Consider the following 25,421-nt stretch of genomic DNA (forward strand, 5'->3'; position numbering starts at 1 on the left):
ATCAGCAGCGGCAGCCTCAGCGGTATCGCCGGCCTCCGCGGAGTCGCTGCCGCAGGCAGCCAGAGTGAGCACCGCTGCTGCAGCGGCAGAGAGCGCAAGAAGGCGGCGTGACATGAAGGTTCCTCCAACTAGGTGCATGTGAGTGGTTCGCGAACTCAGTGTCCTCCGCTGATGTGGACCGTCTTTGATCGTTCAGTGAACTGCCGGGAAAGTTCCGGTGAAGCCACCTCAAATGTGGGTTACGTGAAGGTGAACGACGACGACGCCGCAGGTCAGCCGGGATCCGTCGGTCACCGGGGAGTATTGTGGGCCGCAGCAATTGGTTGAGGCGATGACTTTTCCCGCCCCCTACACCGGCTTAGCGCCACCATAAGCCTGCCCCGTCCAGAAAGGAGCGCCGGATGACCGCAGTCCTTTCAGGTTTCACTGTGGTGTGGCTGATTATCGCTGTGGGCTTCGCTCTGGGACGCTTCAAGATCCTGGGCAGCGAGGCGCGGCTGATTCTGAGCCGAGTGGTCTTCTTTGTGGCCTCCCCCTGCCTGCTCTTTGTGACGATCTCCAATGCCTCCATCACCCAGGTGCTGGGACCGCAGTTCGGCGTGGCAGCGGTAGGGGCCTTCACCACAATGGGCCTCTACCTGCTGGCTGGTAAGTTCCTGCTGCGCGGGCGACGGTTCTCTGAATTGGTGGTGGGTGCACAGAGTGCATCCCAGGTCAACGCCGCGAACCTCGGCTTTCCCATTGCGATGTATGTGCTCGGCGATATCTCCTTGGCTGCACCGGTGGTGATGTTCCAGCTGGCCCTCTATATGCCGGTGCTGGTAGCCACCTTGGATCAGTGCACCGCCAAGCAGAGCAGCACCGCTAAGGTCCGGCCTTCTGCGCGGGTTGCGGTGCTGCGCCGGGTTCTGCAGACCGCTGGCAACCCGGTGATCGTGGGCGCCCTGCTCGGCCTGCTCTTCTCCTGGCAGCAGTGGCACTTCCCAGGCCCAGTCCAGGAGTCCATCGAGCTGCTCTCCGGTGCAGCGATTCCGCTGCTGCTGCTGTCCTTTGGACTCTCCCTGGTGGGCAGCCATCCGCTGGACAAGGCCTCAGGGCGCCGTCGAGATGTGCTGCTGGCCTCGGTGATCAAACTAATCATCCACCCTGGCTTGGCCTACCTGATTGCCGCTTTCCTCTTCGGGCTGGAGGGCACCATGCTCTTCGCCGCCGTGGTGATGGCATCGCTGCCGACGGCCCAGAATGTGCTGGTCACCGCCGTGCGCTATCAGACAGGTGAGATCGTGGCTCGGGATACTGTTCTGGTCACCACGGTGTTGGGCATTCCGGCGATGCTCGCCGTGGCGCTGCTGATGGGATAACGCCTCTTCCGCAGCGATAACCCAGTACCCTTGTGCCGATGAGCACCTCCCCTACTCCGCCACCGCCACCGCGGCCGGGTCACTCCGGCCAAGGCCACCGGAATCAGCCTTCCAACCCACCAGCACCGCGGTTGAGCGCTGATGATGAGTCAACCACTTTTATGGACCGGGTAGCCCACGACGACGGCGACGCCGCTGAGCAGAAACCTGCCTCCGCCTATGGCCTGTATCTGGGCTGGGGAGCGGCCCTGCTGCTGGCAGTGATTCTGGCGGTGGTCGCGGTCTGGCAGGTCAACGAACGTGTCTACACCCCGGAAGCAGCCGCCGAGCACTACTGGGAGGCGCTGAACCAGGGCGCGGGTCGAGAAGCGTTGGGCTTCCTCTCCTCGGCACCGGAGTTTGATCAGGTCACAGTTGATCATGTGCTGCTCGACGGTGACGCCCTGCAGCGTTCTGCTGAGTTGGTCGAAGGCGCTCAGATCGGCGGTGATGAGGATATGGCTGAGGTCAGCTTCATCGTGGGTTCTGAGAATTACCGCACTCCACTGCCCACCGTGCTCGCCGGTACTACATGGGGGTTCTTCGATGACTGGCGGGTCGCGCCGTCGGCCATCACCTGGTTTGAAGTGGAAGTCCCCGGTGCACCCCAGGGCGGCATTGGGCAGGTCCAGGTCAACGGAGCACCGGTGAATCTTGACGAGGAGACTGCCCGGCTCTCTGCCTTTGTCCCCAGCGCTGTCGAGCTCTCGGTGGACAGCCAGTGGCTGGTGGGATCGGCTGAGCATGTGGTGGTCCATCCCCCGCAGGATCAAGATTCCGCAGAACGGGTCACCCTGGACCTGGAGGCCTCGGAGGCAGCCGTTGAGCTGCTTCACACGGAGATCCAGGAGTTCTTCGACGGTTGCTCTGAAGAACAGGTGCTGATGCCAGCTGGCTGCCCCGTTGGGGTGACCACCAATCATCAGGTCAATGCCAGCACCATCGACTGGCAGTTCCCGGACCCGGAGGATGTGACCCTCAGCTTTGACGCCGAAGGGTGGCAAATCAGCTACGAGAGCCTCATTGCTGAGGTCAGCTACGAAGCTCGGCACTACCACACTGGTGAACAGCTCACCGAGACCGAACAGGTGCCCTTTGACCTCGATGTCCGGGTGGGAGCCTCCGGCGAGGACCTGATTATTACTGTGGCCGGACGTGACGCTGCCCCGGCTGAACCCGCAGGATGGTAAATCAGGGACCATTCAGGGCAAGCTCAGGGGGATGTGTATCCGGGCCTCGAATAGACTCGACCTGTGCCCACTGAGATGACGGAAACCCGCGATCCCGCGGACTTGAGATCCGCCGTCGACCCTGAAGTTCTGGAGGTCAGAGGGCTTACCTCAGTTCAGGTGGCCGAGCGGCAGCGGTTAGCGCTGGCAAATGTGCAGCCGCATAGCACCTCGCGCTCAATTGCAGAGATTCTGCACACCCACCTGATGACGCTGTTCAACCTGATCATCGGAGTCTGCGCGGTGGTGATCATCCTGCTGGGCCGCTGGCTTGACCTGCTTTTCGCGGTGGCCGCCGTGGGCAACGTGATCATCGGCCTCATCCAGGAGTACAGCGCCAAACGAAAACTTGATGCCATCGCCCTGCTGCATCAGGACAATATCCGGGTCCTGCGTGATGGCATGGTGCTGCTGGTGCATCGGGAACAGGTGGTGCTCGATGACGTCGTGGAGCTCCGCCGGGGAGATCAGGTCCCTGCTGACGGTGTAGTGCTCTCCTCAGATGCGCTGGATATCGATGAGTCCATGTTGACGGGAGAGGCCGTACCGGTCTCCAAGCATCGCGGGGATCAGGTGCTCTCCGGCACGGCGGTGCTTTCCGGCACCGGGCGGTTCCAGGTGACCGCCGTGGGCGAGAAGGCCCATGCCGTGAAGCTGGCTGCTGAGGCGAAGAAGTACCTGAAGATTAACTCCGAGATTCGCCGGGCGCTGGAGAAGATCGCGTTCTGGCTTTCGTTGGCACTGCTGCCTATTACTGCGGTGGTCTTCAACGGACAGATGCAGGCCCACGGCGGTTGGGCTGCGGCGTGGGAGTCCACGGCATGGCGCGAGGCGATGGTCACCGCCGTCTCGTCGGTGACCGCGATGGTTCCGGCGGGGTTGGCGCTGATGACCACTATTGCTTTTGCTGTGGCGGCGGTGAAGCTGGCGCAGAACCAGGTGCTGATCCAGGAACAACCCGCAGTGGAGATTCTGGCCCGGGTGGATGTGGTCTGTTTTGACAAGACCGGAACCCTCACTGATGGCACCATCGCTTTCCACGGCGCAAGCCTGCTCGATGAGGATGGCATTCCGCTGCGCTGGGAACGCGGGACCGCTGGGACAGCTGTTGAAGGCGCTGCGGAGACGGCTGCACCGGGCCGGGCCATGCAGGGCGGCACAGCGCTGGAGGGCACCCGCCCCTGGCAGCAGGTGCTGGCGCATTTCGGCGCTGATGAACTGGCCAACCCCACGGCTGCAGCGCTGAACGTCCCCTTCACCGCCCTGCCGCGGCACCGTCCGGTAGCCCACGTACAGTTTTCCTCCATGCGTCGTTGGTCATCGGTGAGCTTCGCCGACGACGCCGGGGAGCTCGCCGGGCACTGGGTATTGGGCGCTCCCGAGATTCTGCGCAGTCCGGCCGCTGCCCCTGATGTCAATGTTGCCCGGCTGCTCTCCCATACTGATGCGATAGCCGCCCAGGGCTTGCGTGCCCTGGTGCTGTGTTGGGCTCCTCTTCGGCCAGCCGGGGATCCTGGGGATCTGAAAGCCACAGTCTCAGGCTCCGGGAAGTCGGCAGATCAGGCTGCGGCCCGGCTCCCGGCCCAGATACGCCCGGTGACGCTACTGACGTTTAAAGAGAATGTCCGTCGTGACGCCGCCGAAACCCTCGAGTTCTTCCGCGAGCAGAACGTGGCGCTGAAGGTGATCTCCGGAGATAACCCCCATACGGTGGCCGCAGTGGCCCGTGACGTGGGCATGGTCTTCGATGATGATGGCATTGATGCCTCTCAGCTTCCTGATAGCGAGCAGGCGCTGCGTTCGGCGGTCTCTACGCATACCGTATTCGGGCGGGTCACTCCCGAGCAGAAATCCGCCATGGTCAAGGCGCTGCAGGCCAATGGTCACGTGGTGGCGATGACCGGTGACGGCATCAATGATGCCCTGGCGGTGAAGAACGCGGATCTCGGAATCGCCATGGGCAACGGAGCTCCGGCTACCAAAGCGGTCTCCCGGATGGTGCTGTTGGATGGTAAGTTCTCCCGGCTTCCGGGCGTACTGGCGGAGGGCCGCAAAGTCATCGCCAATACTGAGCGCCTGGCACATCTGTTCCTGACAAAGACCACCTACGCCATCATCCTGGGCATGTTCTTCGCCTTGGCCTTCTGGCAGTTCCCGTTCCTGCCCCGGCAGTTCTCCACTGTGGATTTTCTGATGATCGGCTGCCCCGCGTTCTTCTTGGCGATTATGCCTAACACTCAGCGCTACCGCGGCGGGTTCTTGAAACGTTCGGCCTTGTTCTCCTTACCACCTTCGCTGGCCATTTGTGCCGCCCTGATCGCAGTCAGCGCCTTCGGCCGGCATTTCCAGGAGGAGGCTTCGGAGATCCAGACTGCTTCCTTCATCTGTCTGGCTCTGGTGGGCCTGTGGGTGCTCAACACTGCCCTGCGACCGCTGACCGGAGTCCGCATTGTGCTGATCGCTGGAATGTATCTGCTGCTGACTGCGGTGCTCTTGGTACCGATATCCCAGCAGTATCACCTGTTCACCCTGCCCAGTGCCGAGCTGCTGGCAGCGGCCTTCGTGGCTTCGTTGCTGGGCTGTGGACTGGTGGAGGTCGGGCACCGCGGCTATGTGGCGTTGGTGGAGAAAAGGTACGACGACGCCCGCTGAGCAGCTGGTGTTCGCTACTGGGCCGTCGTCGTTGAAGTCGAGCTCAGGTTTCATCAGAAACTCTGTCCGCACTCACCCTGGCTGAGTACGTGGTAAATCAGGGTTCTTTCAGGGTTAACTCGGGGGATTCTCCCAGTGACATGGGAGGTTTTATCCCGTTAAGTTGAAAGAGCAGCCTTTTGACCCACCGCGACAAGGAGCACATCATGGGACTGATTTCACTCGGCGCAGGCGTGGCCATCGGCTATGTACTGGGCAGCAAGAACGGTAAAGAGAAGCTGGATAGGCGCCTGGACTCGGTGAAGAAGTCCGCCGAGGAGACCTGGCAGGATCCCAAGGTGCAGGATTTCGTGCATAAGGCCTCTGAGACCGCCACACGGGTGGCTCACGATGTTGCCGAGAGTACCAAGAAGGCCGCGGCATTCGCCTCCGAGACAGTCAATAAAGGCAGCGAGACGGTCGCAGAAACTGCAGAGGCAGCCGAGGTCAAGGTAGAAGAAGCCGCCGAGGAGTACGCAACGGCTGATACCTGGACCAACGAGGGCGGCGCTAAGTCCTAACTGGCGCACCATTTGGTGCAGCACCCAATAAACTGTGGGGCATGCCAACGGAACTCACCAGTGATACCGGCTCTCACCCGGGCCACGCCCCAGGGGACGAGACGGAACAGGAGCCGGTTACTCAGGACGCCGGCGCCGAGGCGGAAGATCAGCCGCTTCCGGAGAATGCGGTCGAGCGTTTCATCGCCGAGCATGTCCAGCCGCGACGACATGAGTTCCGTAGTGCCGAACAGCTGCCCAGTGCGGCTCAGCTGCTCGGCACTGCCCTAGCTCGGCGTCGGATTGAGGTCAAGAAGATCGTGGAGGGCCGTTGGGCGTTCTATTTCGCAGGCACGGTCATTGGCGGTTTGTCCCACGGCCTGACCACTCTGGTCAGCGCTCATGCCAGGAGAGTGCTGGGTGACGCCGAAGCGCTGCGCGGTCACTTGAAGTTGATGGATATCCCCTGTGCCGAAGAAGGCGCGGAACTTTCGGGGCTGCAGCTGCGCGGTTTCGTGGTGGGTCGAGAACTGGTCAGCATGCTGGCGCTGATCCCACCCTATGAGTACGACGACGCCGTCGGCGGCCCCGAGGCCGTTCGCCTGCTGGACAGCACAGCCGCTGATTCCGGTGCCGGGCAGCCGCAGGTGATCGCCGTCGACGTGACCGAGCTGGTTTCTGAATACATCAGCTCTCTGGCCGTGGATGCAGTCCGGGCAGTCCCGGGACTCTTCGCCGCCGGTGTGGACCTCGAGGTCTTCTCTTTGGAGTCGTTGCGCTCAGCCGTGGTGTTGGATGTGGATGAGAACGCTGATCTGTTGCCCCATCACGTCCCTACCCTGGGTCCGGGGCGCGATGTCGCCGATGCAATTGCTGAGCAGATACTCATCAGCGCAGCCCTGTGACGCTTACCGGACGTTATCCTTAGACCTTATGGCTCAGACTTACTTTCCCGCCTCGGCTCCGCCGCCACCACCGCGGGCTCAACGCCCTCATGTAGAGCTAGGTTCTGAACCTTCGGCTACTGAGCGCTTCATCGCTGAGCACATCGAGCCACGCCATGAGGCCCTGCGCCGCTGGAGCTCCACGCTGCCCCATGAGGAGCTGCTTCAGCGTGCTGCCCGGCGCAAGAAGATGACGATTAAGAAGATCACTGATTCCAATCAGCTCTTCTTCCTCTCCGGTGTGGTCGTCGGCGGTATGGACGGGGTGATCACTTCGCTGGTCAGCCACCAGGCTCGCCGAGTTTCGCGTTCCAAGGCGATGACCAAGCGGTATCTGACTGCTTCAGATGTTCCCACCCCTAAGGGCAAAGCCATTAACCCCACAGAGTTCTCTCGTGCGGTGAAGTATTTGAAGTCCCTGGGTGGGCCTGTGACGGTCAAACCTTCTTCAGGGCGCGCGTCGAAGGGCATCACCGTCAATGTGACCCGGGAATCCCAGCTGCGTCAGGCTTGGCAAGCCGCCATGGCCGCACGCTCGGCCACCAGTGAGTCGCGGTACCTGATTGTTATGGAGGAATACACTCCCGGTCTGGACCTCCGCGCTTATGTGGTGGGGTCCACCGTGGTCGGAGCTGTGGCCCGACTGCCGCTCTATGTGGTGGGTGATGGAATCTCCACAGTGGGCAGCCTGGCTGATGCGGAGATCTCCCGCCGGGGACCCAATGAGTATTTGAAGGGCCGTCAGCCCGAGGTCACCAACGCGATGCTGGCGCCACTGGAGCTGACTCGGGACTCTGTGCTGCCCTTCGGAAAGCTGCAGCCACTGTCTGCCATCGCTGACACTACCCGCGGCGGCGGTCTTGCCGTTGACGTGTTGGATCTGCTCGCAGATGAGCTCAAGGAGCTTGCGGTCGAGGGTCTCTGGGCGATCCCCGGGCTCGGCGCCGCTGCGGTGGACCTGCTGGCACCTTCACTGGGATCGGCGGAGGGCGCTGTGGTCCTGGATGTGAATCCCTATGCCAACATCATGCAGTTCCACTACCCCGCCTACGGGGAACCCCGACGGGTCAATGATGCGGTGATGGAGGAGATCCTGGAACGCGCCTCCCGCTAGCTTCGGGCGGCGCGGGACTACCGCCTGCGCAGCTGGTACTGCGCCCCGTGATGGTTCTCAGGCAGGTGGTCTCCGGCGCCGAAGAGCTTGTGCCGCAGCGTTCCGGGAGTGTATTCGGTCTTGTACCGACCGAGCTCCTGCAGTTGCGGGACCACGTACTCCACAATGTCCTCAAATGTGCCCGGGGTGATGTGGTAGGCCAGGTTGAAGCCGTCCACATCAGTCTCCTCCTGCCACTCAATGAGCTGCTGAGCCGCGGAGGCGCCGTCGCCGATGATGACTGGGCCGAAACCGCCGACGCCGACCCACTCAGCCAGCTGCCGAACGGTCCAGGCTTCATCTTCCCGTCCGGAGGCCTTCTGAAAGGTCTCCACGGTGGACTGGATGGCGTTGGACTTCACATCCCCAATGGGCTGGTCCAGGTCGAATTGGGAGAGGTCGATGCCCATCCATCCGGACATCAGCACGAGCCCGCCCTCCGGGTCGACGTACCGGGTCAGCTCGTCGTATTTGGCCTGGGCGGCGGCGTCGTCCTCGCCGGTGACGATGGTCTGCATCGCGAAGATCCGTACGTCGTAGGGGTCACGTCCGGCCTCGGCTACAGCCTGGCGGATGCGCTCCACCGACTTTTTGGCCAGCTCCTTGGTAGGTGGATTGATGAACACCGCCTCAGCGTGCTTGCCTGCGAAGGCTCGGCCGCGGCTGGAGGCGCCGGCCTGGTAGACCACGGGCATACGCTGCGGGGAGGGCTCCACCACTGAGATGCCCGGAGTCTTGAAGAACTCGCCCTCGTGCTTGATCCGGTGCACTTTTGAGGGGTCGGTGAAGAGCCCGGTTTCCTTATCTGCGACGACGGCGTCGTCCTCCCAGGAGCCCTCCAGCAGCTTGTAGACCACGTCCATGTACTCATCGGCGTGGTCGTAGCGCCTGTCATGCTCCATCTGATCTTCCTGGCCCATGTTCTGGGCGGCGGAGGGCAGGTAGCCGGTGACCACATTCCAGCCGATCCGGCCGGAAGTGAGGTGGTCCAGGGTGCCCAGCCTGCGGGCGAAGGGGTAGGGGTGTTCGTAGGCGGTGCCCGCAGTGATGCCGAACCCCAGGTTCTCCGTCACCGCCGCCATCGCTGAAACCAGCAGGAAGGGATCCTGCAGCGGGATCTGTGCCCCGGAGCGGAGCGCGGCCTCCGGGCTGGAGCCGTAGACGTCATAGGGGCCGAGCACATCAGCGATGAAGAGACCGTCGAAGAGTCCCTTCTCCAAGGTCTGCGCCAGGTGCGTCCAGTAGCCGATGGTGTTGTAGTCCCGAGCCCGATCCTCGGGATGGCGCCATAGCCCCGGGGACTGGTGGACCACACAGTTCATATCGAAGGCGTTGAAAAGAATCTCGCGCTTGCCCTGCGGTGTGATGGGGTAGCTCATCGTGTGCTCCTAAGGTTGATCGAGACGATTGCTGTGCGGTTTCAGCAACGCTTCAGGTCATCGTTGGCCCAGCCAGCGTTAGTCCAGTCGATTGCCGGGGTGGTCGGCGGCCAGGTGTGGTCCTGCTCCCAGGAGCGTCTCGCGCAGAGTACGCGCTTCGGGAGGCCTCTCGGGCAACAGTCCGCGACGGCGGAGTTCGGGGGTCACGTAGTGCTCGAACCGTTCAAAGTCGGCCGGACGAACGGCTGCAGAGATACTGAATCCGTCAACCCCTGAGATCTGCTTATAGTGCAGTAGCTGATCAACCACCTGCACAGGGTCGCCGATGATCGTGGGACCGCGGCCGCCGATGGAAATGAACTCGGCGACGTCGCGCACTGTCCACTTCTTTGAGGGATCCCTGGTGAACATGGCCAGCGCAGATTGGTTCGCTTCGGTCTGCACATCGGCTACATAGTCGCTCTCATCGAGCCCGGAGAGATCCACACCTGTCCAGCCTCCGAAGAGTGTCAACGCTGCTTCGGTGTCCACGTATGTCTTGTATTCGGCGAAACGTTCCTGGGCTTCCTGTTCAGTCTCACCCACGATAATGGTGGCCATGGCGAAGAATTTGACCGAATCTGCCGCTCGCCCGGCAGCGGCAAGCTGGGCACGGGTGGCCTGAACTTGTGCGGCTAGCTTTTCGGGCTTGGCATTGATGACGAAGATCGCTTCGCCATGATCGACGGCGAACTTCTGGCCGCGGGCTGAGGAGCCGGCTTGGAATAGCAGTGGCGTTCGCTGCGGCCCCGGATGGGTGAGCATCTCTCCTGGGACACTGAACCACTGTCCCTGGTGCCCGATGCCACGGACTTTGTCGGGGTCTACAAAAATGCCGTTTTCACGGTTGGCTACAACGGCGTCATCGTCGAAGGAGCGCTCGAAGAGCTTATACATGACATCCATAAACTCATCCGCGCGGTCATAGCGCTCATCATGGGGGATCTGGTCTCTCAGACCCAGATTCCGGGCGGCGGAATCCTGGTAGCTGGTCACGATGTTCCAAGCGATCCGACCCTTAGTGAGATGATCCAGCGTGGCGAAGCGCCGGGCCAGCAGATACGGCTGCTCATAGGTGACCGAGGCGGTAATCCCGAAGCCGAGATGCTCGGTAGCCTGCGCCAGCGCCGGCACGATCACTTGAAGATCTAGCAGGGGATACTGCACTCCCCCGCGGGCAGCCGCCTCGTGACTGGAACCGTAGACGTCATAGATCCCTGGGATGTCTGCCAGGAACAGGCTGGTGAACCCAGCCCGCTCCAAGGTCTGGGACAGCTCGGTCCAGTACTTCAGCTGATCGAACTGATCGATCCGAGATTCTGGGTGACGCCACAGGCCCGGGGTCTGGTGGACCGGAACCAGCATGTCGAAGGCGTTGAAGTGGATGGGCGAGGTCTGTGTCAAAGAGTGTCTCCGTGGTGGGCGAGGGCGAGGTGCGAGCAGATGCTGGTGAGCTAGTGGGGTCAGGAGCCCGCGGTGGGCTTGGCGTCCCCAATGGCGTTGAGCCCCTCGGGCAGGGTCCCGTTGATCTCGTAGTCACCTATAGCGCGTGCGCGAAAGACGATCGGGTTATGCGTGGCGATTGTCTGGGCGTTGCGCCAATGCCGGTCCAGAGCCTTACTGCGCAGAGTGGCGGAAGCTCCGACAGTCTGGAAGAGCTCTTGAGTGACCTGCAGGACAAGGTCCGGCACCGTGATCTGTGCCCGTTCCACGGCGATCTCGGCGTCGTAGACCTCTGCCGGCAGCTCCCCGCTGTAATGAGGATCTGCGGTGCCGGCGGTGAGCCCGGCTTTCAGCGCCCGATCATGGATGCGAGCGACCCCCAACACCGCGGCCTCGGCCACGAAGGTTTTGGAGGACATCCGCCCCACGATCTGCTGGATCAGGGGGTCCTGCTTGAAGGTCAGCCCGGAGCCGGAGGTATTGAAAGTTCGGGTGCGCTTGGCAAGGGTTGCTGCAGCGTCGCGGACCGCCGCTTTGGCGATGCCTACCTGCACCGCTAGGAGCCATAACTGGAAGAACGCGGCTTCGTGGACGGCCTCATGGGAGCCAGCCACCCGGTTAAGAATACTGGTGTCTTCGAGCACCACGTTCTGCAGCTCAGTGGTGCCGGTGCCGGTGAGCTTCTGCCCGAAACCGTCCCAGTCATCGTGGACGGTGACGCCTTCAGCGTCAGTGGCGACGACAGCGAACCGGCGACCGTCTACCCCCTCCTCCTGGGAGGCGGAGACCCTGGTGTAGTGGGAGAAGATGGTCCCGGTGGAGTAGAACTTCTCTCCGTTGAGCACCCAGCTGGTGCCGTCCTGGCGCAGCCGCGTGTTCAGTGTGCCCAGGGCGTTGCCGCCCTTCTCCGTGGAGGCATTACCCACTGTCTTGCCCTCCAGAACGCGGCGGTACCAGAACTCCTGGATGTGCCGGGGCTGGAATCTGAGCGCCTCCACGAACCCGAAGTGCCCGCGGTAGAGGTGGGCGATATTGGAATCCGCCTCGGCGAGTCGGATCAGCTGTGTGATGAGCTCCTCGATGCTGATCTCGGGACCGCCGAACTCGGCGGGGACGCGCAGTGCGCCGAAACGCTGCTCGTCCAGCGCCCGGACCTCCTCGAAGGGCAGCCGACGGTTGAGCTCTCGGTCCAGGGCGCCCGCGGCGATCTGGACCAGCAGCTCCTGGCTGAGCGTAGTGGCGGGTGCGGCGGTGATGGTCACTGGTTGGCCTCTTCCCATGCGGCGTCGATGTCTCTGTCGAAGGCGGGGGTGAGCAGTCCCCCGAGGTAGTCGCCGTACCACTGCTGGACCTCTTCGGAGTGGTAGGCCTCTTTGAGTGCCTCGTACTTCTCGGGTTCCTCCTGACGGAACCCGGGCTGGGCCACGATGGTCATCGCGAAGGGCAGTGCTTCTTCCTGCGTTTCAATGATGAGCGCCTCCTCCGGCATGACGTCCACCACAGCGAGGAGTCGGGCGAAACCGAAGACGGCGTCGACGTCGTCGTAGACAGTGCCCACTGATTGCTGGTCAACTTCGATGAACTGCAGGTCGCGCGGATTCTCCTCGATGTCATTGACGCTGAGTTCCGGGGTGGATTTGGTCTCATCGACCTCGATCAGACCTGCGCGTGCCAACAACCGGATGCCGCGCCCGTTATTGGCGGTATCCACTGGAAGTGCCACCTGCGCTCCTTCTGGAAGCTCCTCCAGTGAGTCGTATTCCTTGGAATAGATGCCGGAGGGCTGCTCGAACATGAAGAAGAGGGGTTCCAGATCCAGATCGTGGTCCTTGTTGAACTGTGAAAGATACGTCAGATTCTGGAAGAAGTTGACGTCGTATTCACCGTTGTTCACCGCGTAATTGGGCTGGATGATATCTGTGACATAAGTGGTCTCCAGGGTCCAGCCGTCCTCAGCGAGCAACCCCTTGGCGATCTCCGTGGGGTCCTGGAACGGCGGATTCTCGGTGACCACCATGGTGATGGTCCGATCTTCCCCGACGGCGCCCACCAGACCGCAGCTAGAGACTGCCAGTGCGGAGATGCCCAGTGTGCCCAAGACGACGACGTCGATCCGGCTGCGCTGCCTGCGGCTCATGCGTCACCCGCTGTGAAGTCTGACCAGACTTCGTCGGCGTTATCGAGAGTGATGAAGTCGTTGTAGTCGATCACCCCGCCCTGGTACTCCTGGAACCACTGTTCAATTTCAGGGGATTGGAAGGCGTCCTGCAGAGCTTGGGCCTGCTCGTCAGTGACTCCCTCCGGACCCACAGCGACCACGCAGGTGAAGGGGATGCGCACTTCATCGCGTCCGTCTTCGAGATAGAGCAGAGTGTCGTCGACCTCGTATCCACCCTCGGCCACCAAACGTACGAACGCGAAACCGGCATCAACGTCAGGCAGCACCTGGGCCCCGGACTGCTGATCGGTCTCTACGAAGCGCAGGTTCTTCGGGTTAGAGGTGATGTGGTTTTGCGTCAGGTCGATGACCGGGATGGAGTCGTCGATCTCGATCAGCCCGGCATCGGCCAGCAGCTGCAGGGCCCGACCGTTATTGGAGGGGTCCACCGGAAGGTTGATCTCAGCACCGTCGGGAAGTTCTTCAACGGAGTCATACTTCAGTGAGAAGAGTCCCGAGGGCGCGTAGTAGACCGAGAACAGCGGTTCGACGTCGGTGTCATTGGAGTTGTTGAAATTGTTCAGATACGCCAGGTGCTGGAAATAGTTGGCCTCGAATTCGCCCTGGTTGACCACCTGGTTGGGTTGGACAATGTCTGTCATATAGGTGATGTCCAGCTCATAGCCCTGTTCCGCCAAGATCTCTTTGGCGATCTCAGCCGGCTGCTGGAAAGGCGCGGACTCGGTGACCACGATGCTGATGGTGTTGTCGTCCTCCACCAGACCGCAGCCGCTCAGGGTGAGACCTGCAGCGGCAAGAAGAGCTCCAGAGGTCAGGATGCGGTGGTTGAAGACATAGCTGTAGCGAGACATGGTGCTTCTTTCTGTGGCAAATGGAGGGAAGGTTCAGGCGGTGACGCGTTTATCGGTCCACCGGGCAACCCGGGATCCGCCCCATTGAACGAGGGTCACCATAACGATCATCAGCACGCAGGCAACGATCATGGTTTCGGTCTCGTACCGGTAGTAGCCGTAGCGGATGGCCAGGTCACCGATGCCTCCGCCGCCGACCAGGCCGACCATGGCTGAGTAGGAGATGAAGCTGACGGTGGTGATGGTGATGGACCCGATGAGCGCTGGTTTAGCGTCAACCAGCAGCACATTGCGGATGATCTGCCCGCGAGTGGCGCCCATGGCTCGGGAGGCCTCGACGGCGCCGGGACCCAGCTGGGTCATGTTCTGCTCTGCCAGCCGGGCGAAATAGGGAATAGCGTTGATGGTCAGCGGAACGATCGCTGCCGCTGTTCCCACAGAGGTTCCCACCAGCAGACGGGTGAAGGGGATGATGGCGATCAGCAGGATCAGGAAGGGGAAGGAGCGCACCATATTGACCAGGGCCGAGACCACCGCGTGGGTCCGCGGAGTGGGCGCTATTCCGCTTGGTGCGTGATTGTAGAGCCAGATACCCAGTGGAGTGCCCAGCAGGACCGCCAGCGGAATGGCCACCGCGATCATCGCAAAGGTCTCCAGCATCGCCTGGTTGATCTCAGGCAGTCGTTGAATGACGATGTCCCAGTTCATCAGCGCACACCCCCGGCGAAGATCTTGCCAGCGCGGGCATCCTCCACCGTCCCCTGCGCAGCAGGGTCCGCTCCGGCGGCGGGCTGGTGCTCGTCGTAGTTCCTGACGCCTTCGGCGGCGACGTCGAATCCTGGTGCCTCAGCTTCAGCCGCCGCGGATCCGCGGCGCAGACTGATGCCCTCGGAGACCAGGTACCGGCCGATGGAAGTAGTCGGGGTGAAGCCTTCGCGGCGAAGCTCTGTGGCCGGGAACTGTTCCACCACGCGCCCGTCCTCCATCACCGCGACGTTATCTGCCAGCGCCTTGATGACTTCCATCTCGTGGGTCACGATGACCACGGTGATGCCGAATTCTCGGTTCACATCTGCCAAGTACTGCAGCACGGTGGCAGTGGTGAAGGGGTCAAGAGCGCTGGTGGGCTCATCACAGAGCAGCACCTCAGGCTTAGTGGCGAGCGCCCGAGCGATGGCAACTCGCTGTTTCTGCCCGCCTGAAAGCTGGGCAGGATAAGTAGTGGCCTTCTCGACGATGTCCACAATCTCCAGCGCCTCGGCGGCACGGCGCTGCCGTTCCCTGGCGTCCTTGACTCCAGCGAACTTCAGCGAGAGCTCCACATTCTTGGCAACGCTGAGATTGTTCACCAGGTTGAACCCTTGGAAGATCATGCCAATCTGGTGCCTGGCCCGGCGCAACTGCTCCGGCGCCAAGGCTGTCAGCTCGGTCCCTCCCACAAACACCTCACCGGAGGTCGGGCGCTCCAGTAAGTTGATATTACGCAGCAGAGTGGACTTCCCCGCACCGGAGAATCCGATAATCCCTTGAATGCTCCCTCGCGGAATATCAAGGCTTACATCGTCAACTGCGGTCACCGGGGGACGGCCGCGGGCCGCGAAAGTGGTGGACACATGGCGTAGCGAAATCATAAGAGTCTCCATCGGTTCTGGCGTTAGCACCGTGACTCCCTGGGATGGGAACCGGGTTGCTGCGACGTCATCGGGCCAGATCCCTCAGTCGCTCTGGATGGGTTGTACAGCCACTTACTCTAAATGCTCGCTGATCATTTATGCCAATCCACGGTGGGGCGCGTGTCACAAACCGTAAGACGCCTTTCCCTCGGACCACGGTCGTCTCTGGCACGGGCGCCTCTTCCCCAGACCCTACCTCCGGGACACTGAGCAATGTCTCGGAATGTGACACGGGTTTTGCTCAGCTGAAGAAACCCGGCGTACGGTTAGAGCGTCCATCTCGAGCGGCCGAGAGATCTGGCTCTTTGACGCCGCAGCAACCCGGAGCTGTTTTTATCAGCACTGCCGGGTGCTACCGCCAGGACCGATGGGAGCGTGTATTCCTTATGACCTTGTCAGCGGCGACTCTGGCCCACCCCAATGCAGGGCACAAGCCCAGCAGCGATCACTCCACCGCACACAATCCGTCCAGTTCCGGAGTCCAGTCCCTGGATTCTCTGCAGCTGCGCCGGGCTTTCGCGCAATTTCCCCAGGGCGTAGTGGTGGTGGCTGCACACATCAACGGAGCCCCAGAAGGCCTGGTGGCCTCCACCTTCACCGTGGGAGTCTCCCTAGAACCAGCGCTGGTGACATTCGCCGTCCAACACAGTTCCAATACCTGGCCCCGACTCCGGGAAGGTGCCTCCCACCTGGGAGTTTCAGTGATTGGCGCCGACCATCACGGGCTGTGCCGGCAGATTGCCTCCAAGGACCGCGCCGGGCGTTTTACTGGAGTGGACTACACCACCGACGACGGCGCGCTGCTCCTCGATGGCGCACCGCTGTGGCTTAAGACTCGGGTCTATAACGAGTTCACCGCCGGCGACCACGACATTGTGGTCCTAGAAGTACTGGACCTCGGACTCGACGAGCAGGCCCCGGGCCTGGTTTTTCATCGCAGTGAATTCAAGCCGCTTTCCGAAGCAGCCTGAGCTGCCTGATCCGTCCGCAACCTAAGTCTCCACAAGCGTAAGCAGAACTGTGCCCACTACCACTCCCCGCACCAACCAGTCCCCCTACACTGCCCAAGTCCACACCTGGGACACGCCCAGCGAAGCCAGCGGTGATGAACAACAGCGCCTGGACTTCTGGGATCAAGCCGCTTCCCTTCTCGAGTGGGACCGCCCCTGGCAGACCACCCACCACTGGACACCACCGAACCCGCAGACCCGCCGCGGACCGGTGATCCGCTGGTTTGAAGAAGGCAAGCTCAATGCCGCCGTCAACTGTGTGGACCGCCACGTGGCCGCCGGACGCGGGGGCAAGATCGCACTGCACTTTGAGGGTGAACCCGGTGACCGCGCCGATATCAGCTACGCAGAGCTGCAGGACCGGGTCAGCCAGGCAGCCAACGCCCTGCAGCGGCTGGGCATTGGCCACGGTGACCGTGTGGTCATCTACCTCCCGGTGCTGGTGGAGACCATCGTGATCACCCTGGCCTGCGCCCGCATCGGAGCCGTGCACCAGTTGGTCTTCGGCGGCTTCTCGGCTGAAGCGCTGCGCTTCCGCGTCTCGGACACCGGCGCGAAACTGCTGGTCACCTCTGATGGGCAGTACCGCCGGGGTACAGCGGTGCCGGTGAAGGAGAATGCCGACGCCGCCGTCGCCGGCCTCACTGTCGATGAAGGCGGCAGCGTGGAGCATGTCCTGGTGCTGCGCCGTACCGGCAGCGACATCTCCTGGACCACTGATGACCTCAACGGCGACGGCCTGGGTCGAGATGTGTGGTGGCACGACGTCGTCGACACCGCATCGACAAACCATGAGCCGCAGTTCTTCGATGCGGAGAATCCGCTGTTCATCATGTATACCTCCGGCACCACGGGCAAGCCCAAGGGTCTGGTGCATAGCACTGGCGGGTATCTCACCGGTGCCCTCTACAGCTATCTGCGGCTCTTCGCCCACCCTGATCCGGACCAGCGCGATCATGATGTCCATTGGTGCACTGCCGACTTAGCCTGGGTCACCGCTCATACCTACGAGATGTATGGCCCGTTGGCCGCCGGGGCCACCCAAGTGATCTATGAGGGGGTGCCCAATGTGCCCCATCCTGGCCGGCATTTTGAGATCATCCAGCGCCACCGGGTGACCAGCTACTACACCGCCCCGACCCTGGTGCGCTCCCTGATGGGCTGGTTCCCCTCAGGGATCCCCTCCGAGTACGACCTCTCCTCCATCCGACTGGGCGGCACCGTCGGTGAGGCCGTCAACCCCGAGGCCGCTGACTGGCTGCGCCGCGAAGTCGGCCGGGACACCCGCGACGCCCAAGGCCGCCCGGCGCTTCCGCTGGTGGATACCTGGTGGCAGTCCGAGTCCGGCTCCACTGTCCTCTCCCCTCTCCCGGAGCTTCGCGACCCTGAACAGTTCAAACCCGGATCGGTGGCTCGCCCGCTACCGGGATGGTCAGTGGAGGTAGTCGATGAGTTCGGCAACCCCAGCGGTACCGACATCCAGGGCAATATTGTCATCACTCGTCCAGGGCCCTCCATGGCGCGCGGAGTATGGGGCAATCCCGAGCGCTTCTACACCTCCTACTGGGAGAAATACGCCCATGCTGAAGATGGCCGCGGCTGGTTCCTCGCCGGCGACGGGGCCCGCCGTGATGCCGAGGGCGATATCTGGATTCTGGGGCGCATTGACGACGCCATCAACGTCTCCGGACACCTGCTCTCCACCATCGAGATTGAATCCGCTCTAGTGACCCACCCGGATGTGGTGGAGGCCGGCGTCGCCCCCTGCTACGACGCGACGACCGGTCATGCCGCCGTCGCTTTCACAGTGCTCTCCGCTGCCGCCAGGCAGCGCATTGAAGGTGATGCTGCCGCCGAAGAAGAGCTCATCCAGTCCCTGCGCGCACACGTGGGCCGAGTCATCGGGCCGGTAGCTAAGCCCCGGACAGTCATCCCCGTGCCGGAGGTGCCCAAGACTCGCTCCGGGAAGATCATGCGACGGCTGCTGACCCAGCTCCATGACGGGGACACACTCGGCGACACCACAAGTCTTCAGAATGAACCCTGCGTCCCTAAGATCAAAGAGATCTGCGAACAGCGGAGCACAGCTCCTAAGAAAGAGGTTGTTTCATGAGCGAGCACGACAGCGCGCGCAACTCCGGCAGTGCCCAAGCCAACCGCACCGGCGGTGAGCGCACGCAGTTCGGCTTCCGCACCCGCGCCCTGCACGCTGGTGCTGTACCCGATGCCGTCTACGGCACCCGGGCAGTGCCCATCCACCAGTCCACCTCTTTCGTGTTCAAAGACACCGACGACGCCGCGAACCTTTTCGCGCTGCAGAAGTTCGGCAATATCTACTCCCGCATCGGCAACCCCACAGTGGCCGCCCTGGAAGAACGCCTAGCCTCCCTTGAGGGAGGCATCGGAGCGGTGGCCACCGCCTCGGGTATGAGTGCCGAGTTCCTGGTCTTCGCCGCACTGTGCCAGCAAGGCGATCACATTGTGGCCAGCTCCAAGCTCTACGGCGGCACCGTCACCCAACTGGATGTTTCGCTGCGCCGCTTCGGAATCGAGACCACCTTTGTGAACTCTGATGAGGCCGAGGATTTCAAAGCCGCGCTACAGGAGAACACCAAGCTGATCTTCACAGAGGTGGTGGCCAACCCCAGCTCCGACGTCGTCGATCTCCCGGGACTGGCCAAGGTCGCCCATGACCACGGCATCCCGCTGGTGGTGGACTCCACGCTGACCACCCCGTATCTTCTGCGTCCCATTGAGCACGGCGCAGATATTGTGACCCATTCAGTGACCAAGTTCCTCGGCGGGCACGGTACTACCCTTGGCGGCGCGATTGTGGAATCCGGGAAGTTCCCCTGGAACAACGGCAAATTCCCGCAGATGACCGAGCCGGTGGAGTCCTACGGAGGGCTCTCCTGGTGGGGGAACTTTGCCGAATACGGTTTCCTGACCAAAATCCGCGCCGAGCAGCTGCGCGACTTCGGGCCCTCATTGACCCCGCAGGCTGCCTTCCAGCTGATCCAGGGGGTAGAGACCCTCCCCCAGCGCATGGATGAGCATGTGGCCAACGCCCAGAAGGTCGCCGAATGGCTTGAGGCAGACCCCCGTGTGGACTACGTGAACTTTGCCGGACTGCCCAGCCACCGCCATCACGAACGGGCTCAGCAGCTGCTCCCCAAGGGTGTGAGTTCGGTCTTCAGCTTCGGTATCGCCGGCGGACGCGAGAATGGCGAACGCTTTATCGAAAGCCTGCAGCTGGCCTCCCATCTGGCCAATGTGGGCGATGCGCGCACCCTGGTGCTGCATCCGGCCTCGACCACTCATCAGCAGCTGACTGCTGCACAACTGGAGGCTGCAGGCATCCCCGAGGACCTGATCAGGATTTCTGTGGGCCTTGAAGATGTTGAAGACATCATCTGGGACCTGGACCAGGCCCTCACGGCAGCAACTAAGGGAGAGAACTGATGACCACCGCCAGCGCTGAGAACACCACCGAGTACCCTCATGGCCGGTGGGAGGAGCCAGGACCAGCCCGGCGGCTGCAGCTGCTGCGGGAGGCGAAATCCGTGGCGATTGTGGGCATGTCCAATAAACCTGCTCGCGCCAGCTATTTTGTGGCAACCTACTTACAAGCTGACTCCAGCTACAAGCTCTACTGGGTCAACCCCGGGTTGGTGGGTAAAACAGTACTGGGCGAGCCCGGTTATGCCTCGTTGAACGACCTCCCCGAGGCACCAGATATTGTGGTGGCCTTCCGCAAGCCCGAAGATCTTCCCAGCTTGGCAGAGGAAGCCGCCGACGCCGGCGCGAAGACGCTATGGGTGCAATTGGGGATTCATTCTGAAGAAGCCATGCAGCGCGCCACTGACCTGGGACTGAACGCGGTGCAGAACCGCTGCATCAAGATCGAGCATGGGCGCTTCCACGGTAACCTGCATCTGGGCGGATTCGACACTGGGGTGATCTCGGCCAAGCGTCAGCTGCGCGACGCCTGAGCCTCCCCGGCCTGCTACCAGGTTGGTATCATGGTGGTATGGCTATGACTCTGCGTCTGCCCGAAGAGCTGGATCGCGAGCTGGAGGCTGCAGCCGCCGCCGAGGGGGTATCCAAGCACGCCCTGGTGGTAGAAGGCGCTCGCCTGGCTCTGGAAACCCGACGGCGGCGCGCCCTGGTGACCGAGGCTGCCGACTATGTGGATGCGGTTCACGGCGATGTCATTGACCGGCTCTCCAAGACCTGATGCACCGCGTCAGGGTCGATGAGGCGCTCGAACTGCTGACCGTCCGGGGCCTGCACGTCCGCGACGTCGGTCTCCTGGACTCCGCCCTTGCGCGGCCGGTGGCCAGCGCGTTCGGCCAGCCCGCCTACGGCAGTTTGACGCTGGCGGCTGCGGCGCAGACAGAGTCGCTGGCCCGCAACCACCCCCTGGTTGACGGCAACAAGCGCGCCGCCGTCTATCTACTCTTCGTATTCCTCCGCCTCAACGGCTACCGCCTGGAGGCCACCGACGACGAGCTGTTCACCTATATCGTCGACGTCGCCCAGGGGAAGCGGGATCTGGAGAGTTCCGCCGAGTTCATCGCCGAGCATCTCGTCGCTTGGTAGCCCAGACGGTCGGCGGCAGAGATGGCCCGTCTCACCGGGACGGCGGCGGAGCGCTGAACGCCGCAGAGGTCCGCAGTCTCCATTTCAGGTGCGCCAGGCCCAGCCGAGCCTGACCCAGGCCGTCCATCGGGGAGAATCCGAGTGCACGGGTGAGGGCTTCCACATGGGACTGCATGGTGGAGTGATGCATCCCGGCAGATTTGGCCGCCTGCCGGGCGCCGGCCCCTGGAGGGGACGCCCCTCGGGGCCGATGCGACGGGTCGAGGAGCCGCGGTCCGCCTGGAATCCTGCAGGACACCCCGCAAGAGCCGCGGCGGTACGCAGAAGCGCATCAGTGTTGACCCGGCCCAGGATGAGCTCATCGAAGCAGGAGATCACCCGCATACCCAGGCTGGCGTCAGGGTCCAAGGCGGCGATTCGGCCCAGCAGTTCCTGCATCTGAGACTCCCCTTCCCGCCGCCGCGCCGGTTCCCGTCAGCTTAGTCTGCCCACATCGGCCTGCCGGAGCGCGCGGGGCAGGGCCGCGCACTCCGGCCGCCGCGGAGGCTGCGACGCAGCTGTTTCATCGCGTGAGCGCCGAATACACCTCGGTCTCCCACTGCAGGTATCCTCCCACTGAGCCGGGGTCTACGAAGGGAAGAATCTGCGTGGCCCAATATCCCCCGATACCGGTCTTTCGATCGATCCAGTAGTAGAGATTCGCCAGACCTGCCCAGGCCAGACTGCCGGCAGGCCGGCCGGTGGGGGCCGTCTGGTCGTTGTACATAAACGTCAGAGCCCAGGACTTCGGCTCACCGGGGAAGAATTCTGCGTCATTGGACAGCTCAGGCTTCACCCCGGGAAGGCCTTTGATCTTCAGATCTCCCAGGTGATTCTGCTCCGCGTAGCGCACCGTCTCCGGAGACAGGACGGGTTCACCGGAGTCAGCGGCGCCGTCATTGAGCCACATCCTGATGAATCGCAGGTAGTCGCCGACCGTGGAGTAGAGGCCGTGTCCGCCCATATGCACCTCAGGCTCGGGCAGGACGAAGTCGCCGGCCTCCAGGGTGCCGTCCTCAAGCCGGTGATGCATTCGGGCCAGGCGGTCCCTCCCCAGACTGTTGAGCAGGAAGCTGGTGGAGCTCATACCCAGGGGGCTGAAGATGTTTTCGGCCATATACTCCTCGAGGCTCGTGCCTGCCACAGCTTCGACCACTTGCCCCACCCAGTCGATATTGCTGCCGTACTCCCAGCGCTCCCCCGGGTCGAACAGCAGTGGGGTCATCAGCGACTCCTTGGTGCCGCTGAAAGGACTCTGATACCCGTGCTGGCTCGTGAGCCGCTCATAGTCGGCGTTGAAAAAGTCGTACCCGAAACCGGCGGTGTGCAGCAGCAGATGCCGGGTGGTGATATCGCGTGCTGGTGGGCGCAGCTGAGGGGCGCCGTCGGCTCCGAAGCCTTCCAGCACTTGGATCTCGCCGATCTCCGGCACGTAATCCTTCGCCGGGGCGTCGAGATCCAGCCTCCCCTGCTCGTAGAGCTGCAGGGCGGCCGTACCAGCGATGGCTTTGGTGGTCGAGAAGATGGAGAAGACTTGGTCCTCTTCCATCGGCGCCCCGCTCTCCAGGTCGCGCTGCCCGCGGGCTTCCAGGAAGAAGGTCTCTTGGGCGTCGGTGAGTCCGGCGACGACGCCGGGGACCCCTGGCCCCTGCTCCACGGTCGCGTCGAGGACTTTCGCAGCGGCTTCTGCGGCTGCGGCGCGGCTTGAGGGGGTGATCGTCGTTGGTGACATGGTCCTGCCTTTCTTCAGTGACTGCGGATGGGTCAGTCAGCGAGCATGGTCGTCACCCAGCGGTTGCGGGTGCGGATCATCTGTTGAGCTACGGCGGCATGTGGGGCAAAGACGTCACAGGCGTGGAACGCCCCGGACCAGACGTGCAGGTCTGCTGCTCCGCCGCTGCGCCAGAGGCGGTGGGCGTAATCGATCGTTTCGTCGCGGAAAATCTCCACGGCCCCGACATCCAGATAAGCCGGCGGCAGACCGGAGAGGTCTTCGGCACGTCCGGGAGCTATATACGGTGAGACGTCGGCGGAGGATTCGTGTCCAGAGCCGAGCATCGCGTCCCAGCCGGTGGTGTTGCTGATGCGGTCCCAGACCCCGACGCCGTCGAACTGGTGGACAGAGGGATGGTGTCCGCGGTCATCGAGCATGGGATAGATCAGCAGCTGGCCGAGAATCGCCGGCCCTCCGCGGTCCCGGGCCGCCAGCGCCAGTCCAGCCGCCAGCGCGCCTCCGGCACTGGCTCCAGCGGCAATGAGGCGGCTGGGGTCGACGCCCAATTCCGGGGCGTGGCTGGCTACCCATTCGAGGCAGGCATAGAAGTCCTCCCGTGCGTAGGGGTCAGGATGCTCGGGGGCCAGCCGGTACTCCGGGCAGATCAGGACGGCTCCACATTCCTCGACCCAGTCCAGGTTGGTGTGCAGTGCGCTGAACCGGTCTCCGAACATCAGGCCTCCAGAGTGGGCGTAGAGCACTGCCGGACGCGGACCGGTGGAGCTGCTGGGCCGGAAGATGGAGACGCGCACCTTCTCGCCGCCGTAGCTGGGATAGTCGAGTTCCTCGTGGACTACGTGGCGTCCCCGCAAGGTCTGCTCCAGCGGAGGTGAGGCGTAGGACTTGCGCATGAAACCGATGAGGTCCTCAGTGATGGTCGGCGGAAAGACACCGCCGACTATTTGAAGTCCTGCTCTCAGCTCTGGATCGATCGGTGGCCGGGAAGCGATCCCACCCGATCCCTCCCGTCCCACCGTGTCCTGCAGGGCGGATTCTTGTGCCATACATCACATTCTGTGGTGCGGATGGCCGCACCACAACCGCCAGCGCGGCGCATTTTCCCCGCCGAGCCCCCGCCATCTGGCGGGGTCCCGGCACGCGAAGCGCCCACCTGAAAGCTGGAAACCAGCTGAAAAACCTTGCAGAAACCTGAAACCGTGGCTACCTGAATTATGGAGAGTGTCATTCTCAGCTCGGGGAGGCATTCCCGGTACTACGCGTCCGCCGGACGCCGCGGCAGCGCACTCTGCTGGCCGCCTCATCACGAATCTAATGGCTCACCTCCAGCAACTCTCGAAAGAAGCATCTATGACTCAGCACTCCGCTCCCGCTGCATCCTCCAGCGATCGTCGCCGGAAGGTCCAGGCCGTCCTCGCCGGCGGAGTGGTCCTCGGCATTGGCACTGCCGTCACCCCGGCCGCGTGGAACGACTCTGAATTCCCCCTCGGCACATTCGGATCAGCAACCTTCAATCTGGAGGGCTCCACCGACGGCGAGACCTTCGTCGACAACGACACTGAAGAGACAGCCGCAGTGCTGGAGTTCGCCGCCGATAATGTCATCCCCGGCGAGACCCTCTACGCCCCGTTCTGGGTGCGGCTTGACGATGCCACCACCGTGGACGGCACTATCGAGGCCGCGGACGGCATCTCTATCGTCGCCTCCGACGGCGCCAATGCAGACTTCTTGTCTTACGCGGTCTATGCCGACCCGGCCAGCTGCGACGCCGATGGCGCAACTGGCGGCGACCTGGTGGCCTCCGGCGAGGACCTCTCCGAAGGCGTAGGATCTGAGGCTACTATGGATCTCGCGGCTGGCGACTCAGTTCGGTCTCAGACAGCACCTGCGTATTGGGGTCCAACCCGTTCAGGGTGCCGCCTTCATACAGCTGCTCCAGATCCACGTGGATCTGCCCGGTGGACAGGTCGATGGTCACCGCGCCGGAGTTACCGGTCAGCTCTCCCTCCAGCACGGGAGCGAGCGCTGACTGCAGGTCGACATCGACACCCACCACAGGTTCAGAAATCTGGACTCCGAGGAGGCCCAGAACGTCGATCTCCGTCTGGGGAATTTCACCGAGAATATTGTCCTGCAGCGTCGCGTCCAGAGTCTCATCCAGGCCCGCGACCACGGCTGTGAGGTCATCGGTGAGCGCGCCGACCGCCGGGGAGTCGATCACCAGGTCAGCACCGGCGAGCATGTAGTCACTGCTGATCACACCGGCTTCCTCGGAGGCGCTCGAAGCCACAGCACCCAGCTGCAGCTCGACCGCATCAATGACGCCGGTGGTGTCCACGCCCAACTGCTGCAGCGCGGTAGTCAGATCAACAGTCGCGAAGTCGCCGGAGGCGCCGTCAACGTCGATGGCGCCGTCGCCGGTGATGGTGCCCGAGGCGGCGGTGGCCTCCGACGGCAGCGGCGTGGAGGCGTAGTTGCTGGCGGCCCCCACGTTGGTGCCGTCAAGCGTGATGGGAACCGAGACTCCCCCGTTAGCTTCTAAGGGCACCAGTTCTTC

23 protein-coding genes and 2 riboswitches are annotated in these 25,421 nt (G+C 62.8%); of the genes, 12 read left to right on the top strand and 11 right to left on the bottom strand.

The features are described 5' to 3' along the window. Window positions 1-401 precede the first annotated feature (401 nt). The 6 genes from TX78_RS10305 to TX78_RS10330 all read left to right on the top strand — a co-directional run bounded on the left by TX78_RS10305 (window position 402) and on the right by TX78_RS10330 (window position 7,878). On the top strand, window positions 402-1,361 hold the full coding sequence (locus TX78_RS10305) for an AEC family transporter (RefSeq protein WP_044496077.1): 960 nt from the start codon (window positions 402-404) through the stop codon (window positions 1,359-1,361). A gap of 131 nt (window positions 1,362-1,492) precedes the next feature. Further along, a complete protein-coding gene (locus TX78_RS10310) occupies window positions 1,493-2,590 on the top strand; it encodes a hypothetical protein (protein ID WP_222704271.1) in 1,098 nt (365 codons plus the stop codon). Window positions 2,591-2,653: 63 nt separating this feature from the next. Then, window positions 2,654-5,281, top strand: coding sequence for an HAD-IC family P-type ATPase (locus TX78_RS10315; protein ID WP_101750645.1), 2,628 nt, complete (start codon window positions 2,654-2,656; stop codon window positions 5,279-5,281). Between the two features lie 206 nt (window positions 5,282-5,487). After that, a complete protein-coding gene (locus tag TX78_RS10320; RefSeq protein ID WP_147640470.1) occupies window positions 5,488-5,841 on the top strand; it encodes a hypothetical protein in 354 nt (117 codons plus the stop codon). A gap of 41 nt (window positions 5,842-5,882) precedes the next feature. Continuing rightward, window positions 5,883-6,725 carry a hypothetical protein gene (locus tag TX78_RS10325; RefSeq protein WP_044496079.1) on the top strand — a complete coding sequence of 281 codons (843 nt, stop codon included), beginning with the start codon at window positions 5,883-5,885 and terminating at the stop codon, window positions 6,723-6,725. Between the two features lie 28 nt (window positions 6,726-6,753). Next, window positions 6,754-7,878 (top strand): hypothetical protein, encoded by a 1,125-nt coding sequence (locus TX78_RS10330; protein ID WP_044496081.1) that lies wholly within the window; start codon window positions 6,754-6,756, stop codon window positions 7,876-7,878. Window positions 7,879-7,895: 17 nt separating this feature from the next. Here TX78_RS10330 and TX78_RS10335 read toward each other — a convergent pair whose 3' ends face one another. The 7 genes from TX78_RS10335 to TX78_RS10365 all read right to left on the bottom strand — a co-directional run bounded on the left by TX78_RS10335 (window position 7,896) and on the right by TX78_RS10365 (window position 15,421). Next, window positions 7,896-9,296 carry an LLM class flavin-dependent oxidoreductase gene (locus tag TX78_RS10335; protein WP_044496083.1) on the bottom strand — a complete coding sequence of 467 codons (1,401 nt, stop codon included), beginning with the start codon at window positions 9,294-9,296 and terminating at the stop codon, window positions 7,896-7,898. Between the two features lie 78 nt (window positions 9,297-9,374). Continuing rightward, on the bottom strand, window positions 9,375-10,739 hold the full coding sequence (locus tag TX78_RS10340; protein WP_267878925.1) for an LLM class flavin-dependent oxidoreductase: 1,365 nt from the start codon (window positions 10,737-10,739) through the stop codon (window positions 9,375-9,377). 59 nt (window positions 10,740-10,798) lie between these two features. Beyond that, window positions 10,799-12,040, bottom strand: a complete 1,242-nt coding sequence (locus tag TX78_RS10345; protein WP_267878926.1) for an acyl-CoA dehydrogenase family protein — start codon at window positions 12,038-12,040, stop codon at window positions 10,799-10,801. Beyond that, window positions 12,037-12,915, bottom strand: a complete 879-nt coding sequence (locus tag TX78_RS10350; RefSeq protein ID WP_044496085.1) for a MetQ/NlpA family ABC transporter substrate-binding protein — start codon at window positions 12,913-12,915, stop codon at window positions 12,037-12,039. Before TX78_RS10350 ends, TX78_RS10345 begins: the two co-directional genes overlap by 4 nt. Then, the gene (locus TX78_RS10355) at window positions 12,912-13,808 is read right to left on the bottom strand and encodes a MetQ/NlpA family ABC transporter substrate-binding protein (RefSeq protein ID WP_044496086.1); all 897 of its coding nucleotides are present in this window, start codon (window positions 13,806-13,808) and stop codon (window positions 12,912-12,914) included. Before TX78_RS10355 ends, TX78_RS10350 begins: the two co-directional genes overlap by 4 nt. Window positions 13,809-13,841: 33 nt before the next feature. After that, window positions 13,842-14,516, bottom strand: coding sequence for a methionine ABC transporter permease (locus TX78_RS10360; protein WP_044496087.1), 675 nt, complete (start codon window positions 14,514-14,516; stop codon window positions 13,842-13,844). Further along, window positions 14,516-15,421 carry a methionine ABC transporter ATP-binding protein gene (locus TX78_RS10365; protein WP_233722243.1) on the bottom strand — a complete coding sequence of 302 codons (906 nt, stop codon included), beginning with the start codon at window positions 15,419-15,421 and terminating at the stop codon, window positions 14,516-14,518. The genes TX78_RS10360 and TX78_RS10365 overlap by 1 nt, the downstream gene beginning before the upstream one ends. A gap of 23 nt (window positions 15,422-15,444) precedes the next feature. Continuing rightward, a riboswitch (SAM riboswitch) is annotated at window positions 15,445-15,543 on the bottom strand. A gap of 210 nt (window positions 15,544-15,753) precedes the next feature. Beyond that, a riboswitch (SAM riboswitch) is annotated at window positions 15,754-15,855 on the top strand. A 12-nt stretch (window positions 15,856-15,867) separates the two neighbouring features. Between TX78_RS10365 and TX78_RS10370 the strand changes: the two genes are divergently transcribed. The 6 genes from TX78_RS10370 to TX78_RS10395 are packed head-to-tail and all read left to right on the top strand — an operon-like array spanning window position 15,868 to window position 21,093. Continuing rightward, window positions 15,868-16,452: a flavin reductase family protein gene (locus TX78_RS10370; RefSeq protein ID WP_081652748.1), complete on the top strand. Its 585-nt coding sequence runs from the start codon at window positions 15,868-15,870 to the stop codon at window positions 16,450-16,452. Between the two features lie 49 nt (window positions 16,453-16,501). Next, the gene (locus TX78_RS10375; protein ID WP_081652749.1) at window positions 16,502-18,604 is read left to right on the top strand and encodes an acetate--CoA ligase; all 2,103 of its coding nucleotides are present in this window, start codon (window positions 16,502-16,504) and stop codon (window positions 18,602-18,604) included. Then, entirely contained in the window at window positions 18,601-19,953 is a 1,353-nt protein-coding gene (locus TX78_RS10380; protein WP_049897817.1) for an O-acetylhomoserine aminocarboxypropyltransferase/cysteine synthase family protein, read from the top strand. The genes TX78_RS10375 and TX78_RS10380 overlap by 4 nt, the downstream gene beginning before the upstream one ends. Beyond that, window positions 19,953-20,483: a CoA-binding protein gene (locus TX78_RS10385; protein WP_081652750.1), complete on the top strand. Its 531-nt coding sequence runs from the start codon at window positions 19,953-19,955 to the stop codon at window positions 20,481-20,483. The genes TX78_RS10380 and TX78_RS10385 overlap by 1 nt, the downstream gene beginning before the upstream one ends. Before the next feature lie 38 nt (window positions 20,484-20,521). Continuing rightward, complete coding sequence (locus TX78_RS10390; protein WP_147640472.1) at window positions 20,522-20,728, top strand: toxin-antitoxin system HicB family antitoxin; 207 nt, start codon at window positions 20,522-20,524, stop codon at window positions 20,726-20,728. Then, window positions 20,728-21,093 (top strand): type II toxin-antitoxin system death-on-curing family toxin, encoded by a 366-nt coding sequence (locus tag TX78_RS10395; RefSeq protein ID WP_044496089.1) that lies wholly within the window; start codon window positions 20,728-20,730, stop codon window positions 21,091-21,093. The genes TX78_RS10390 and TX78_RS10395 overlap by 1 nt, the downstream gene beginning before the upstream one ends. A gap of 84 nt (window positions 21,094-21,177) precedes the next feature. Here TX78_RS10395 and TX78_RS13995 read toward each other — a convergent pair whose 3' ends face one another. The 4 genes from TX78_RS13995 to TX78_RS10410 form a co-directional block, all read right to left on the bottom strand. Beyond that, window positions 21,178-21,531, bottom strand: a complete 354-nt coding sequence (locus TX78_RS13995) for a hypothetical protein (protein ID WP_081652751.1) — start codon at window positions 21,529-21,531, stop codon at window positions 21,178-21,180. Window positions 21,532-21,655: 124 nt separating this feature from the next. After that, the gene (locus tag TX78_RS10400; protein ID WP_044496090.1) at window positions 21,656-22,864 is read right to left on the bottom strand and encodes a serine hydrolase domain-containing protein; all 1,209 of its coding nucleotides are present in this window, start codon (window positions 22,862-22,864) and stop codon (window positions 21,656-21,658) included. A 32-nt stretch (window positions 22,865-22,896) separates the two neighbouring features. After that, window positions 22,897-23,910: an alpha/beta hydrolase gene (locus TX78_RS10405; protein ID WP_081652752.1), complete on the bottom strand. Its 1,014-nt coding sequence runs from the start codon at window positions 23,908-23,910 to the stop codon at window positions 22,897-22,899. A 794-nt stretch (window positions 23,911-24,704) separates the two neighbouring features. Beyond that, window positions 24,705-25,421 (bottom strand): choice-of-anchor G family protein (locus TX78_RS10410; protein ID WP_158644335.1); only part of this gene is annotated, 717 nt, incomplete at its 5' end.

The organism is Nesterenkonia massiliensis (assembly GCF_000455245.1).
Taxonomy (GTDB): Bacteria; Actinomycetota; Actinomycetes; order Actinomycetales; family Micrococcaceae; genus Nesterenkonia; species Nesterenkonia rhizosphaerae.